This is a genomic window from Wolbachia endosymbiont (group A) of Myopa testacea, from assembly GCF_964027115.1.
Lineage (GTDB): Bacteria > Pseudomonadota > Alphaproteobacteria > Rickettsiales > Anaplasmataceae > Wolbachia.
Genome location: NZ_OZ034729.1, coordinates 103,997 through 118,931 on the forward strand (window position 1 = coordinate 103,997; position 14,935 = coordinate 118,931).

The 14,935-nt window shown below is 33.3% G+C and carries 11 protein-coding genes and 1 tRNA gene; 6 read left to right on the plus strand and 6 right to left on the minus strand.

The features are described from left to right. The 4 genes from AAGD91_RS00550 to AAGD91_RS00565 all read right to left on the minus strand — a co-directional run bounded on the left by AAGD91_RS00550 (window position 1) and on the right by AAGD91_RS00565 (window position 7,486). Window positions 1–417 (minus strand): ribosome-binding factor A, encoded by a 417-nt coding sequence (locus tag AAGD91_RS00550; protein WP_164225054.1) that lies wholly within the window; start codon window positions 415–417, stop codon window positions 1–3. A 9-nt stretch (window positions 418–426) separates the two neighbouring features. Further along, window positions 427–2,751, minus strand: a complete 2,325-nt coding sequence (gene infB, locus AAGD91_RS00555) for a translation initiation factor IF-2 (protein ID WP_341821095.1) — start codon at window positions 2,749–2,751, stop codon at window positions 427–429. 9 nt (window positions 2,752–2,760) lie between these two features. Further along, window positions 2,761–4,323, minus strand: coding sequence for a transcription termination factor NusA (gene nusA, locus AAGD91_RS00560; protein ID WP_341821096.1), 1,563 nt, complete (start codon window positions 4,321–4,323; stop codon window positions 2,761–2,763). Window positions 4,324–4,411: 88 nt separating this feature from the next. Then, window positions 4,412–7,486 carry an efflux RND transporter permease subunit gene (locus AAGD91_RS00565; protein WP_341821097.1) on the minus strand — a complete coding sequence of 1,025 codons (3,075 nt, stop codon included), beginning with the start codon at window positions 7,484–7,486 and terminating at the stop codon, window positions 4,412–4,414. 175 nt (window positions 7,487–7,661) lie between these two features. On the opposite strand from AAGD91_RS00565, the gene AAGD91_RS00570 reads away from it, so the two are divergent. Further along, complete coding sequence (locus tag AAGD91_RS00570; RefSeq protein WP_341821099.1) at window positions 7,662–8,261, plus strand: hypothetical protein; 600 nt, start codon at window positions 7,662–7,664, stop codon at window positions 8,259–8,261. On the opposite strand, the gene AAGD91_RS00575 is transcribed toward AAGD91_RS00570, so the two are convergent. Then, on the minus strand, window positions 8,229–9,002 hold the full coding sequence (locus tag AAGD91_RS00575) for a glutamine synthetase (protein ID WP_341821100.1): 774 nt from the start codon (window positions 9,000–9,002) through the stop codon (window positions 8,229–8,231). The two genes, AAGD91_RS00570 and AAGD91_RS00575, sit on opposite strands and share 33 nt — an antisense overlap. A gap of 325 nt (window positions 9,003–9,327) precedes the next feature. Here AAGD91_RS00575 and dnaA point away from each other — a divergent pair, with 325 nt between their 5' ends. Then, the gene (gene dnaA, locus AAGD91_RS00580; RefSeq protein WP_341821101.1) at window positions 9,328–10,710 is read left to right on the plus strand and encodes a chromosomal replication initiator protein DnaA; all 1,383 of its coding nucleotides are present in this window, start codon (window positions 9,328–9,330) and stop codon (window positions 10,708–10,710) included. Window positions 10,711–10,737: 27 nt separating this feature from the next. On the opposite strand, the gene AAGD91_RS00585 is transcribed toward dnaA, so the two are convergent. After that, window positions 10,738–12,003: a metallophosphoesterase family protein gene (locus AAGD91_RS00585; protein WP_341821102.1), complete on the minus strand. Its 1,266-nt coding sequence runs from the start codon at window positions 12,001–12,003 to the stop codon at window positions 10,738–10,740. A 190-nt stretch (window positions 12,004–12,193) separates the two neighbouring features. On the opposite strand from AAGD91_RS00585, the gene AAGD91_RS00590 reads away from it, so the two are divergent. From AAGD91_RS00590 to virB9, 4 genes are all read left to right on the plus strand, one after another. After that, a tRNA-Leu gene (locus tag AAGD91_RS00590) sits at window positions 12,194–12,281 on the plus strand. Window positions 12,282–12,312: 31 nt separating this feature from the next. After that, window positions 12,313–13,395, plus strand: a complete 1,083-nt coding sequence (locus tag AAGD91_RS00595) for a GTP cyclohydrolase II (protein ID WP_253309361.1) — start codon at window positions 12,313–12,315, stop codon at window positions 13,393–13,395. 72 nt (window positions 13,396–13,467) lie between these two features. Further along, window positions 13,468–14,148: a type IV secretion system protein gene (locus AAGD91_RS00600; protein ID WP_341821103.1), complete on the plus strand. Its 681-nt coding sequence runs from the start codon at window positions 13,468–13,470 to the stop codon at window positions 14,146–14,148. Beyond that, the gene (virB9, locus tag AAGD91_RS00605) at window positions 14,135–14,935 is read left to right on the plus strand and encodes a P-type conjugative transfer protein VirB9 (protein ID WP_341821473.1); all 801 of its coding nucleotides are present in this window, start codon (window positions 14,135–14,137) and stop codon (window positions 14,933–14,935) included. The genes AAGD91_RS00600 and virB9 overlap by 14 nt, the downstream gene beginning before the upstream one ends.

Sequence of the window (14,935 nt, forward strand, 5' to 3'; positions counted from 1 at the left end):
TTAAGTGTGATTATGTAATATTTTGCTTACATTAACAAAATTATCGAACGCTAAATCAGGCTTGAAAACTAACTCAGGTATAAATCGCAAATCAACATAACACAATATAGATTTACGTATTGACCATGCAGATTGGTTCATTTCATTAACAACAGTGTTAATATCACAATTATCCTCAGAAGGATCTCCAGTGCGTGATGCTGAAATCCATGTACTTTTTTCTGAATCTGAGTAGTCAGCTACTTGGATATTCAATGAAGATAACACAATATATACATCTGCTTTTTTCAAATCTTTACTTAATTTTACGTCAGATACCGCTACATTTTTATTGAACACCTTACCTTCCATTAGGACTCTTGATATTGCTCTATGCAATACCGATGCTATTTTTAGGTTTCTAATTTCCTTTTTCATATCCATCTACTATAACACCCTTTCTTCTTGCACTAATTGATAAGCTTCCAAAATATCTCCAACTTTAATATCGATATTACCCTCTAGTGATACTCCGCATTCAAAGTTTACACCTACTTCTTTAACATCATCTTTAAATCTACGTAGTGCTTTTAACTTTCCTTCATGCACCAATTTGCCACCACGCACTACCTTAATTAAAGAATCTTTTCTTATGACTCCATCACTTACGTAACATCCAATGATATTACCAGCTTTAGATACGTTAAATATTTGCCTCACAGATGCAGAACCAACACGAACCTCTCGTGTAACAGGCTTTAACATTTTAGTTAAATACATTCTCATGTCGTCAATGAGCTCGTATATTATGTTATAAGTATGTATTTCTACACCTTTTTGTTTTGCCAAGTCCCTTATTTTTGAGTCCACTTTTACATTAAAAGCTAAAATTACTGCACTTGATGCTTCTGCAAGTAGCACATCTGAATCTGTTATCCCTCCTACTGCTTTGTGTAGGATATTTAATTTCACTTGGTCTTTACCGAGTTTATCAATTGAACTTGATATTGCTTCAATAGAACCAGTTACATCGCACTTTAAAACTACAGATAGTTCTTCTGTTTCACTGTTATTACGACTGAGTATATCTAAATTATTGTCGTCTAAATCTTCTTTCTTTTTCTTGATCAACTCTAGCCTGTATTCAACAATTTCACGCGCCTGCTTTTCAGAATTTACAACAACAAATTTATCTCCAGCATTTGGCACACCATTTAGACCAGTAATTTCAATTGGAGCGGAGGGTAGTGCTGCTTTTTCTCTTTGACCAAGGTGATTAACCATACTACGTACTTTGCTGTATGTTGTACCAACTACCAATATATCACCAACCTTTAACGTTCCTTCCTCAACTATCAATGTAGCTGATATTCCTTTCGTTTTATCTATTTTGGATTCTATTACCCATCCAAGTGCTCGACAATCTTCTATTGCTTCTAGCTTCATTAATTCAGCGATTAACAAAATCGCCTCTTCTAGTTTATCTAAATTAGTTTTCTTTTTTGCTGATACTGGCACAATCATAATATCACCACCAAGCTCTTCAGAGATGAGATCATATTGAGGCAAACTATTAATTATTTTTTCTACATCACCAGGTTCAGATTTATCAATTTTATTAATAGCAACTATAATAGAAACATTTGCTGCTTTTGCATGATTTATTGCTTCAACTGTTTGTTTCATAATTCCATCGTCAGCTGCAACTACTATTACGACTATATTAGTAATATTGGCACCACGTGCACGCATCGCAGTGAACGCTTCATGTCCTGGTGTATCAATAAAAGTAATTTTTTGCTTATCTTTTGTCGTTATTTGATAAGCACCTATGTGTTGAGTTATGCCACCTGACTCTCTTTCTGCAACATTAGATTCACGAAATGCATCGAGCAATGAGGTTTTACCATGATCGACGTGTCCCATAAAAGTGACGATTGGTGGTTTAGGTTTTTTAGGCAGGCTTTCTCTGCCTTCTATAAAAAATAAATCCTTTTCTCTGTTGGTATCGCTCACTCGTTTAGCCGTATGATTAAATTTTTCCACTATTTCAGATGCTATATCTGGATCCACCAGATCATCTACTCTATAACTCTCACCGACTTCTTCTTTGAACATTTTTAGCACACTCTTGCTATCTTCTGCCATACGAACAGATAACTCCCTGATAGTTATTTTGTCTGGTATAATAACTTCTCTTGATATATTTTTACCCTTAGTAAACTTTGACTTTCTACTTCTTATACCAAATCTTTGCTTAAATACAGGGCGTTGTTCAGTTTTTTCATCTATTGCCTGTGCAATTACCAGTTTATAATGCTTAGAATATATATCTTTGTTGACTTTAGAAGACTTTTTATCGTCGCTCTCATAGTCAATATTATCTTCTCTTAGTTCAACTAAGTGAGTATTACTTAAAACTTTCTTATTTATTTCTTTAGATAAAGTGTCCGCTTCATTTTTCTCATTAATCTCTTTATAGCTGTCTTCTTTTGCTGTTTTCTCTTTTTCTTCTCTCTGATTTCTTTCTTTCAGCAAAGCAGCATTCTGCACAGCATTAATGCGGAAAATTTGTTCTTTCTCTGTTAAAGAACCTAATTTACTCTCGTCAAATAAATTATGTTCTTCTGCATCATGAGATTTTTTTCTTCTTTTTTTTACTATTGTAGCTCCAGTACTTGGACTAGCTGAAGAGTTTAAATTGAGGTCTAATTTAAACTTGCTTAAGCCTTGGAGCGTTAATTTTTTATTACTGATATCTTCATTATTCATATTATTTTATTATATTAACCCAAGCTTTTTACGTGCTTCTATGATTATTGAGTCTACTGTATCTTTTAGATTTTCTTTACTATCAGATGAGGAAGAGAGTATGCTGCAAAACTCATAACTTGATAAATCTGCTATGTCCTCTAAAGTCTTAATATCATGTTTACTAAGAGCAATTTTATTGTCTATTGATAAAGTTAAATTGATTACATCATCTTCCATACCTAGACTTTTTAGCTCTTCTATTTTTCTATCATTTTCTGCTTTCAGGTGCTTGTTTGCTCTGTTATGAAGTTCGTTTGCAATATCCTCATTAAAGCCCTCTATTGAAGCAAGCTCTTTAATTGAAGCGTTGGATATATCTTCTACGCTTGAAAAACCTTCTGTTACCAATAGCTGACCCATAATCTCTTCTAAGTTTAAAGCTTCAGCAAATAAAGCTGAACATTGACTAAGTTCTTTACTTCGCCTTTCTGATTCTTGCTGAGTGCTTAATATCTCAATTTTCCATCCAACAAGCTCTGAAGCTAATCTTACATTCTGGCCCTTTTTTCCTATAGCTAAACTCAATTGATTTTCAGCAACTATTAACTCTATGCAATTTTCATTTTCATCAATAATAACCTTCGATACTTCTGCAGGAGTAATGGCTTTAATAATAAATTGACCCAAATCTGAGGAGTAATTTATAACGTCAATTTTTTCACCATTTAATTCGTGTATAATAGTTTTTATTCTATCTCCCTTAACTCCAACACAAGCACCTACTGGATCAATGTTCTTGTCAGGAGAGAAAACAGCAACCTTAGACCTTGAGCCGGCGTCTCTAGCTATACCTTTAATTGTTACTAACCCGTCAGCAATTTCTGGTATTTCTTGATTTAATAATGCCTCTAAAAAGCCTTCATGAGTCCTAGAAAGAATAATTTGACGTCCATCATCAGAGCGCTTAACGGTCTGTATGTAAGTTTTAACCTTATCGCCTTCACGAAATGATTCACCACCGGTCAAATTTCGCAATGGAAGATATGCCCTAGTGCCATTTATGTCTATAATAAGATCTGAATATTCTACTTGTTTAACAATACCATACCTTATTTCTCCCACCTTATCTTTAAATTCCTCATATTGCTTTTTTGACTCTTCATCTTTAATTATTTGAGCAATCTTTTGCTGGGCAATCCTTGCTGAAGCAAGATCAGTGTTAAGAGAGAGCAATTCACTAACAGTATCTCCAACTTTTGCATCTCCTTTTATTAATTTAGCTTGTGTCAGCGTAATTGATTCATACTCAGTGTTCTCTTCTTCATTTGATTCATCATCAATAACTTTTAGTTTTCTGTATGAAGTAACTTTGCCTGTATTTCTATCTATATTAACTACAATTTTACTTTTGCTACCATATTTTTGATAAGCCACTGCTTCTATAGCATTTTCTAGTGCCTTTATTACAACATTAAAATCTAAACCTTTTTGAAGTGAAAGTTCTCCTGCTGTTTTTATTACATCAAGGCTTCCAACTATGTTATTCTTGTTACTTTTCTGCTTAACACTGCTTTTACGATTAGCAATCATAATAAATAAATCCAATGTAATTAGTTATAATTATAGCTTCAACGGGCAAAGAACGCTATCTTAAATGTTAAATGATTGCTAATTTAAGTCAAGTTTTTTCATGTCTTTGTATGACAAGCAACGCCGGAGTAAAGAATAAAGTTAAGACCGTTGCAGCCAATATTCCACTTGCTATGGTTGTTGAAATGTCAACCCACCACTGGCTTGATGGAGCATCATATCTGATTTGTAGCGTAAAAAAATTGATATTTAACCTGGTAATCATCGGTATTAAACCAAGAACTGTGGTTGCAACGGTAAGCAATATTGGCCTAACGCGGGAAATTGCAGCGTTTATTACACATCGCTTGATGTCATTTTTGTGTACCTTAATTTGGTGACGAAAGGCATCAAGCAATAGTATGTTATTATTTACTATAATTCCTGCCAAAGCAATTATCCCCACTCCACACATAACAACTACGAAAACTTGTTGGATAAGAAAGAAAACAAAAAACACACATGTTGTGGATAAAAACACTGCTGTCATTACGATAAATGTATGGTATACATTATTAAACTGTGTCACTAATACCAATATCATTAGTGTAATTGCTAATATAAAAGCCTTTAACAAAAATGTTCCTGATTTTTGTTGATCTTCTTTGTCGCCTTTAAAATCAATTTTTACTCCCTTGTCCCAATCCTGGGCAATAGAATTCTGAATGAACTTTACTCTTTCATTAACAAGATAGCCTGTATCCACATCAGCGGAAATTGTCACTGTACGTAATCCATCAATCCTATTTAGTTTGTTTACCTTTTTTTCGGGAGCATATTTTACTATGTTGCTCATAGGATGCGGGCCATTAACTGTATTGATAAAAAGATTATCTATAGTCTTCATGTTGCGGTCCCTTCTGGGGAAACGGAGTACAATATCGATTTCTTCATCCGTGTTATTTGGTCTATATTTTCCAATCAACACTCCATTTGTAACCATCTTTATAAAATCGCCAATGGTTGCAACACTTACTCCAGAACTTGTAGCCTTACTCTTATTAACACTCATATTCCACTCTATTTCAGGTGCTGATCTGCTATCTTGAATATTTATAAACTCGGATGAAGGTTGGTCCATAATTTTTAGAATTTTCTCTGCTGCTAAATTCAGATTGGATGCACTTCCGCTGAGGTTAATTTGTATTGGCTTGTCAGCCGACGGTCCTAACTTTTCCTCTTGAACATTAATTATTATTCCTTTCATGTCTTGCACACTGCTTCTTATATCGTTTAATATGTGCTTAGCTTTCCGCCTGAAGCGCCGATCCATAAGTTCTAGTTGAATTCTGGCGATAACGTTGTCTGAAAATGCTCCTGATCTAGCATAAGAAACATGAATTTCTTTTTCAACGCTCAAAATGCGTTCTTCCACTTCTTTGAGTATCAGATCTCGTTCTTTGGCTGATAAGCTTTCTTTTGCTTTAACAATGATTAAAATATTATCTGAATCCACTTTCGGAAAAAACTTCACTCCAGGACCAAAGGTAAAGTACATCACACTAAATGAAAACAGGACGAATACAGTAGCACATATGAATTTTTTAGGATGATCTAAAACCTTCTCTAGCATGCGTATGTAAGCTCTTATTATAGGCCCAGCATTTTTTATCTCACCACTTTCTATAGCACTCATTTTTTTTATTTCTTTTTTTGAAGTTATTGAAGGCTTACCAAATATTGCACCAAGTGTTGGTATAAAAACCAAAGCCATAATAAGCGATCCAGTCAAAGTTAGAATTATTGTAATTGGTATGTACTGCATGAATTTACCAACAGTATCAGGCCAGAATAATAGAGGAAAAAACACTGCTAATTTAGTTAACGTCGATGATAGAACCGGATAAAACATATCACGAACTGAAGTGTGAAAGGCTTCTACTTTGTCCATTCCGCAGATCATCTTTCTATCGGCATATTCGCTGATCACAATTGCATCATCAACCAGCATGCCAACAGCCATGATTAAACTGAAGAGCACAACGATATTTAAGGTTATGCCCATAAAGTAAAGAGCTATTATCCCAATGAGAAAGGAACCGGGTATCGAGAGTGCCACAAGAATAGCAATCCTTGTTCCCATAGAAAGCATCATTATGATCAATATTAACAACACAGCGAATATTATGCCGTTTTCCAAGTCATTAAGCACATCGCGGACGTTTTTTGACTGGTCATTTAAGTACACCACTTTTAAATTTTCAGGTAATTGATCTTTTGCCTTATCCATTAAGTATTTTACTTGATTTACTGTGTCTATTATGTTTTTTCCGTTACGTTTTGAAATTTCTAGCACGACACTAGGTAATCCATTAATGCGAGCAAATCCTTCGTGATCCTCAAACCTAGGGTATACTTTTGCTATATCTTTGATTCTCAAAACTGCATCGCCTTGAGATCTAATAGGAATATTCATAATATCTTCTATATCTTTTAATAACCCTGATATTTTAATCGAATATTTACCGGTATCATTTTCCAGTGACCCAGCTCCCACTAGTCTATTATTGCTTGATATAGCTTGGAATATTTCGTTTGATTGAATGTTATATTTTGTTAGAACTGTGGGCTCAATTATAACTTCCACTGTTTCTTTACGCATACCTGCCACTTCAACTTTGAGAACATTTGGCAGAGATTCTATTTCTTTCTTTAGCTTGCGTGCTATTTCAGTTAAGGCTCTTTCTGGCAAATTACCAATTAAGCCGACATTGAGTATCGGAAATAAGCTCAAGTTTATTTCATTGATTATCGGAGATTCCGCTTCAACAGGTAACTTCGATTTTATGTTTGAAAGCTTTGAACGGACATTATCGAGCACTTCTTTATTATCATACTCTGTTCCAAATTCGAGTATCATGTGAGCACCATCATTAGTTGCAAAAGCTCTCAATTCTCTTACACCTTCGATGGATCTTAGTTCATTTTCTATAGGCAGCACTAATAGCTTTTCACTATCTTGAGCAGAAATCCCAGGAAGTCCAACAAACACGCTGATTATAGGAATCTGTATATCAGGGTTACTTTCCCTTGGCATTTTTACATAAACGTATGAACCGAAGATAAAAATTACTATAAGTAATAATACCACCGCCCTGTTTCGCTCTATAAGTAAACTCTGCATGTTGAATGTTAACTAAATATGTGTGTTTGTACAATATTATAGTCGAGATACGTTGCATATTAATTAATCCTTGTATAGCTTTAAAACTTTACGCAAATAATTAAAATTTTCGCAAAATTGCAAGTATAAGAAAATTTCTGTATAATAATTCTAGAACAGTATTTGAGAGGTTATTATGGTGGCAATTTTAAATGTAACAAAAGGCAAGAGAAAAGTTATTGTGTCTGGATTAGCTGGAGCTTTATCAGCTTTAATATTTTTAACAGCAATCCACATTGCCGCAAAGATAGCCATTATCGTTTCTGCTGCTGCAGTTACTTACTTATTACTTTTGCTGATTCATAAAATAAGAACTAAAGCTGAAATTACTCGTGTTTCAGAAAATGAAGGTGAAGAAAAAGATACGGAAATATCCGTAAAAGAACCAAAAAGAACTGAAACTGAGCTAGCAGAAGAATTAAAAAATAAAAGAGCACAAGAAGAAATGAAAAATGGACTACCTGAACATATGGATTTCAAAGGTAATTCACTTTCTAAAAGCGCTGATACTAAAGATAGTCATTCCGTTTCTAGTGCTACAAATATTGTTATGGAACCTTTACCTAAACACATGGATGCGCTTGGTAATCCACTTCCTGAAAGACCAAGTGCAAATATTAGTATAGAATCTAAACCTGAGAGAAAACTATCTCCTGCAGATTGGCTATTACAGCATGGGGTAAATAATGATGTGAGGGAAGTGCTAGAACGGCCAGCAAAGGGGTTTAACATGTAGTTGTTGTATTAAGCTCTCCATCTTATATTGAGAATCAGATGCAATGCCGTAGACCCTATTTGGCGGAGCAATTTTGTTCTCTATACCAAAAACTATACCTTCAATTATTGCTGTGAGTACTTTTTCAAGGTTACAGTCTGCTCCAGGAACACGGTGCTCTAGGCGGCATCTTTTGGAATCGTTGCCAAAATAGGGAATTCTTATCGCAGCAGTTCTGTTATTTACTCCCCAACTAATCGTAGTTGGAGTGTGAATATCCGGGTACTGAAATCTTAAATATGAATCATCATTTGGAGCAAAAAACAACATATGTTTTTTCATCATTGCACATAATCCGCCAATACTATGAATCAAATAATCACTATACTTTTGCTCATTGATATAAAATAAGTTATCGTTATTTGAATTCACGAGATTAACATGCACATTTAATGCACTGCCTGCTCTATCCAAATAAGGCTTTGCTTTAAAAGAAACGTTCCCACCAAGTTTTTGTGCTACTTCAGTAAGTAATTGTTTTGCTAACTCAAAATGCTTAATTAAATTGTCGGAGTTCGTATAACAACCACTTTTTATCTCATATTGATGTGTAGAATTCTCCTTCTCGCAAGAAAATTCAAGAAATGCTATTTTATTTTTGATGCTATTCAGAAATAAATATTCTTTTTCTATTCCTTCAATGTAAAACTCTAGTTCAATACCGAATACAGCATGACAACTCAAATTACTTAATATAATCATAAATTTGCTTCAGTAAATCTATATTAGGTTAGCTATATTTATATGAATACTTTACTTATTTGCCAGTAAATTTAACATCTTATTTATACATAATGTATTACTATTTTTAATAGCATGCTTCTAATCCTCGATACAAGCGACATTTACAAATTTTTCATTTTTTTGAAATAAAAATGATCAATTTTAGTGTTTTTATACCCTTTACAACTCATCAAAAAATCACCATAATTTTTAGTATGTATTAAGTAGTATTAGCTTTTCATTTTGCAGTAAGCTATTGATTATCTTATATTTTCTAATTGTTGCTTTTTTCTTGGTATGGTATATGAACTTAACTAGCCCTAAGGTTTTTACTATGTTTTTTGATCAGATTATTACAGTAACGGATCACAATGTTACTTGGGAAAAAATCCAAAATTGTCTTTATAATCTTTATGGAGAAGCAACATATAACAGCTGGCTGAGTTCGCTAAAATTTGTCAGTAGCAGAAATGGGGAAGTTCTTTTATCCGTGTCAACAAGGTTTATAAAAGAGTGGATTACAGTTCATTACATGAAAAAAATATTATCATTATGGCAAAGCGAAGATAAAAGCATACGTTCTATTGATATTCAAGTAATTGAGGAAAGGAATTCAAATTTTAATGTTATACTAAAAAACAGAGAGGAAAGTAATCATAATCTTGGTTCGCCTCTGGATCCAAGGTTCACCTTTGATAATTTTGTAGTGGGAAAGCCAAATGAATTAGCATTTACGGCGGCAAAGCGTGTGGCAGAATCTATAGATCCAATATTAGGCAGCAATCCTTTGTTTCTATATGGTGGAGTGGGACTTGGTAAAACACATCTAATGCATGCTATAGCTTGGCACATAGTCAATTCCCCATCAGAAAAAAGAAAAGTAGTATATTTATCAGCAGAGAAATTCATGTACCAATATATTACAGCGCTGCGAAGCAAAGATATTATGTTATTTAAAGAGCAATTTAGATCAGTAGATGTATTGATGGTAGATGATGTGCAATTTATCAGTGGTAAAGATAGTACACAAGAAGAATTTTTTCACACTTTCAATGCATTGATAGACCAAAATAAGCAATTGGTTATATCAGCTGATAGGTCTCCTAGTGATCTTGATGGAGTGGAAGAAAGAATAAGATCACGACTCGGTTGGGGGTTGGTGGCAGATATTAATGAAACAACTTTTGAATTAAGGCTTGGTATATTGCAGGCAAAAGTGGAGCAGATGAATATGTATGTTCCGAAAGATGTCCTAGAGTTTTTAGCAAGGAACATAAAATCTAATATAAGAGAATTAGAAGGAGCATTAAATAAGGTTACCCATACCTCATTAATTGGAAGAAGTATGACGGTAGAATCAGCTAGTGAAACCCTAATCGATCTTCTTAGGTCAAATCATAGGTCAATCACAATAGAAGAAATACAAAAGAAAGTAGCTGAATTTTTCAATATAAAGGTTGCAGGTATGCAATCCAATAGAAGACTTCGCAGTCTTGCAAGACCAAGACAAATAGCTATGTATTTTGCCAAAAAATTTACGCAAAAAAGCCTACCAGATATTGGGAGAAACTTTGGTGGCAGAGACCATGCTACCGTTATACATGCAGTAAAACAAGTAGAAAATTTTATAAAGACCGACTCAAAATTTGCTGATGAAATCAATCGATTAAAAAAAATGTTTAAGTAGCGTTGTTAAAATAGCTAATAACAAGTCCTAAAATGAATCGACTATAGTTTTAATCCGTTTAAGTTTAAAATCTTCTGTTAGCTTCGCAGAATACATTTCCTTATTGTGTTGATTATAGAAGGTAAATTTGTGATCATCTAAGTTTAGTATTGCAAAGCCAAAACCGAAAAAGTTTCTAACCTCGTGTGCTAAGTAGTTTCTACCATTTGAATAGTCAAATTCTACATTTTGATAAACAGGCTCTTGATCTTGAGCGTGTAATAATGCACCACCGTTTCCAACTATAATCTGGTCTGGAACATTATCCATTAATAAAATCTGGGCTATATGAATGTGGCCAGAAACTATGGTAGTGACATTGCTTGGAAATTTATCTCCAAAAGCTTCAATTTGTGTAAGATTACCATGGCTTTTTAATGTCAAAAATTCTTTTTTTGGAGATCTCCAAAGCGGTTTATGAGTTAAAAACCACGTGGGCTTATCTTGTATCAATTTATCAAATTGCCTTTCAAAAGCATCAATTGTGCTTTGGGTTGTAAAAATATCCTCACCGGATGAAGAGTCGAAGATAAAAAATTTCATCGGTCCAGCATCTAAGGACCAACTAGAAAGGAAGTTTCCACATTTTTCAGACGAAAAGGGGTATGAATCTAGATACCTGAACCATCCTTCATAAGCTCTATTACAACTCTCATGGTTTCCACGAACAAAAAGGAAAGGGGATTGTAATGAAATATCCTTTGCAGGCTCAAACCAATCAGCGTACCAAGCTTTTTTATTATATCCATAAATATCGCCACACTTTTTTGTATTTCTACATTTTGTTTGTCTATAATGATAATCACCAACATGGATAATTAAATCTGTTTTATGAAGGGCGATTGAATCTAAATTTTTTTTTAAAGGCCAGCTATCTACCGAATTACATTCCTGCTGAAATAACATATTTATTCTACAACCCGTGTCACCAATAAAAGCAATTTTATTAACCTTTTCTGGTAGTATAGGAACTCGTAGATCCTCAATACTAATGTTTTTGGCACTTGTTTGTACTGTCAGTTCACAAACTGTTTCGTTATGATCACCATTGTTAATTGAGCTGCGATTCAGCATTTCTATTTCCTCGCCATCGACATAAACAATGGGACACATGTCATTGTCTGTAATTGCACGTATGCTTAATTTATTTTCTGGAATAACTTGAGACCATGTGTATAATATTTGTGCATGGACAGAATGAAAGCTGGTTATAAGAGATAGAGCTAAAAAAATAAAGATATTAGCTACATTCATTTGTATAAAAACCTAAGTTAAAAATTAGTAGTAAGGTTGTCTTAAATGATTAAAATTTATAATCACAAAATTCATAATCAAATTATACAAGTAATTTCTAAATTATTCTAGTATCAGATTGACACTCTAGATGAAAAATTCTAAAGTGATTAAATAATTTAAAATAATTATATAAGAACTAGAATATAGTGCGGTCGTGGTGGAATTGGTAGACACGCAGCGTTGAGGTCGCTGTGGCTCATAAGGCCTTGGAAGTTCAAGTCTTCTCGGCCGCACCAGTTTTTTCATAGCTGCTTAATATGGGTAAAAATGTTTATAGGAAATCAGAGTAGCAATAAGGTAGAAAGAGCTATCAGCGAAATCAGGCGCGGCCGGCCAATTGTAATATATGATAAAAGTAATTACCTATTGTTCGCTGCTGCTGAGGCTTTAGAAAGAGATTTATTTAATCAATACAAGCTTATATCAAGTAATGTATATGTTACTTTAACTTCAAGTAAGGTAAAATACATATCTCAGAATAAAGAACATAACAGCAAACGTCTGTTGGTGAATAATTTTGATGAACTGCTCCATTTAATAAACTGTTCAAAGGAAGATTGCATAAGAGAGTTGCAATGCTCAAAGACAATAGATGAATGTGCTATTGCCTTGCTTAAGTTCTCAGAATTATTGCCATACGCGTTAGTGGCTGATATGACTTTTGAGAATAACCATGAAATGCGAAATTGGTGCGAGAAAAATGACGTTATTGCACTGGACACGTCATTCATAAATAATTTTCAAGAAAATCAGGATGTATATGAAGTGTGCAAAACATCATTATTTTTAAAACAGACTCAAGAAGTAAATATCATATCTTATAGAACAGAAAGTGGTGGAAGAGAACATCATGCAATTATCATTGGCAATCCAGATAAAGATGGCGAACCATTAGTAAGAATTCATTCTTCGTGCTATACGGGTGACTTGTTAGATAGCTTATCATGCGATTGCAGAAGTCAGTTACATCAAGCAATTCAAATGATAGCTGACTCTGGAAGTGGTATTATATTGTATTTGATGCAAGATGGAAGAGGCATTGGTTTAACTAATAAGTTAAGAGCGTACAGTGTGCAAAGAGGACATAATCTTGATACTGTTGATGCAAACAGAATATTAGGTTTTGAAGATGATGAAAGGAGTTTTGCTGTTGCAGCTAAAATGCTTAATAAATTGAACATTAACAAAATCCAATTACTTACAAACAATGATAGGAAATTGTCAGAATTGGAAAGTAGTGGTATAGGAGTTACAAAGTGTCTACCACTTATTGTGGAACGTAATAAATATAACGATTCATATATGGAGACAAAGTTTGGTAAGCTAGGCCATAGATTAAGAGTTTTTTAGCTTTTTTATTGTAACTACTTTGTTAATTTGCTATGTTTATTAACATAAGTTAAGATTTTTAGGAATACTAAAATGCTAAGATTTTTTAAGCGAGAAAAAAATACTGAATCCTTAGATAAGGATATAGATTGGAATTCAAACCGCTACAGCACAATTATTGCTCAAAGGAATATTCTACTTTTATTTGCATTAATATTATTAGCAACGATCTCTATCAGCATATTAGTCATATTTAAAATTAGCACAAGTAGCACTATTGAGCCATTTGTTATAGAAATTGACAAGAAATCAGGAATAGTGCAATTGGTTGATCCTGTCACAGTAAAACAATATTCTGCAAATGAAGCGCTAAACGATTATTTTATTTCAGACTATATAAAAGCAAGGGAGGTTTTTGATCCATATCATTATAATTATAACTATTATACAAAGGTGAGGTTGTTTTCCTCACCTAATGTGTATAATGAATTTAGAAATTATGTAGGATCACAGAATATGGATGATCTTTTTAATTTGTACTCAGATACCAAAAGTGAATTTAAAATTCGCTCAATTCAAAAATTGGGTAACGATGCTCTTCAGGTGAGGTTTTTTGTGGAATTTATACGGAAAGATGGAAGTTCCACAAGAAAAAATAAGATAGTTATTATGTCATATAGATATGCATCGCTTGAAATGGATGATCAGCAAAGATATATTAACCCATTAGGATTTCAAGTTATTTCATATAGAGTAGATGATGAATATGTATAGGATATTATTAGTTTTAGCTTTACTTGTAAGTGGCAATTTAAACGCATCCATTAATTATAATGAGCCTATTTCTGTAGATAGTAGAATAAAGACTTTTGTGTATAGCCCTAATGAAGTATTTACGGTGGTTTTTAGTCAGGGTTACTATTCTTATATTGAATTTGCGGAAGGAGAAAAAGTTAAAAATATCGCTGTTGGTGATGCATCAAGTTGGAAAATTAATCCTTATGACAATAAATTGCTTATCATGCCATTTGAAGTTAGTAGTCGCACTAACATGATTATTACAACAACTAAAAAAAGAAATTACATTTTTGATTTAATCTCAAGGCCAAACTACGATAAATACCCAGATACTGATGCTAAGAAAGTGGGTCACGATTATTCTGCTGAAAAGGATATATCTTACGTAGTACGTTTTTATTATCCTCAAGAAGAAGGTGAATTTGATGTTGATTTAGATGAGGTTTCTTTACCTACTCAAATGCAATATACTACAGACAAGCCAGAAAAAATAATACAAGAAAATGATACGAAGTACAATTATACATATATTGATGAAGGTGGTAATGCGGATATAGTTCCGATTGAGCTATTTGATGATGGTTATTTAACCTATTTAAAATTTAGAAATAATAATAAAATACCTCAGATTTTTGTAGAAGAGAAGGATAAACCTTGTAAAAGGCTGTTATTTGATGATTATGTTATAATAAAAGGAGTACATAAAAAGCTATTTATGCGTTATGAAGATGGTGAAGTTGAAATTATAAATAGGTCACTTTAG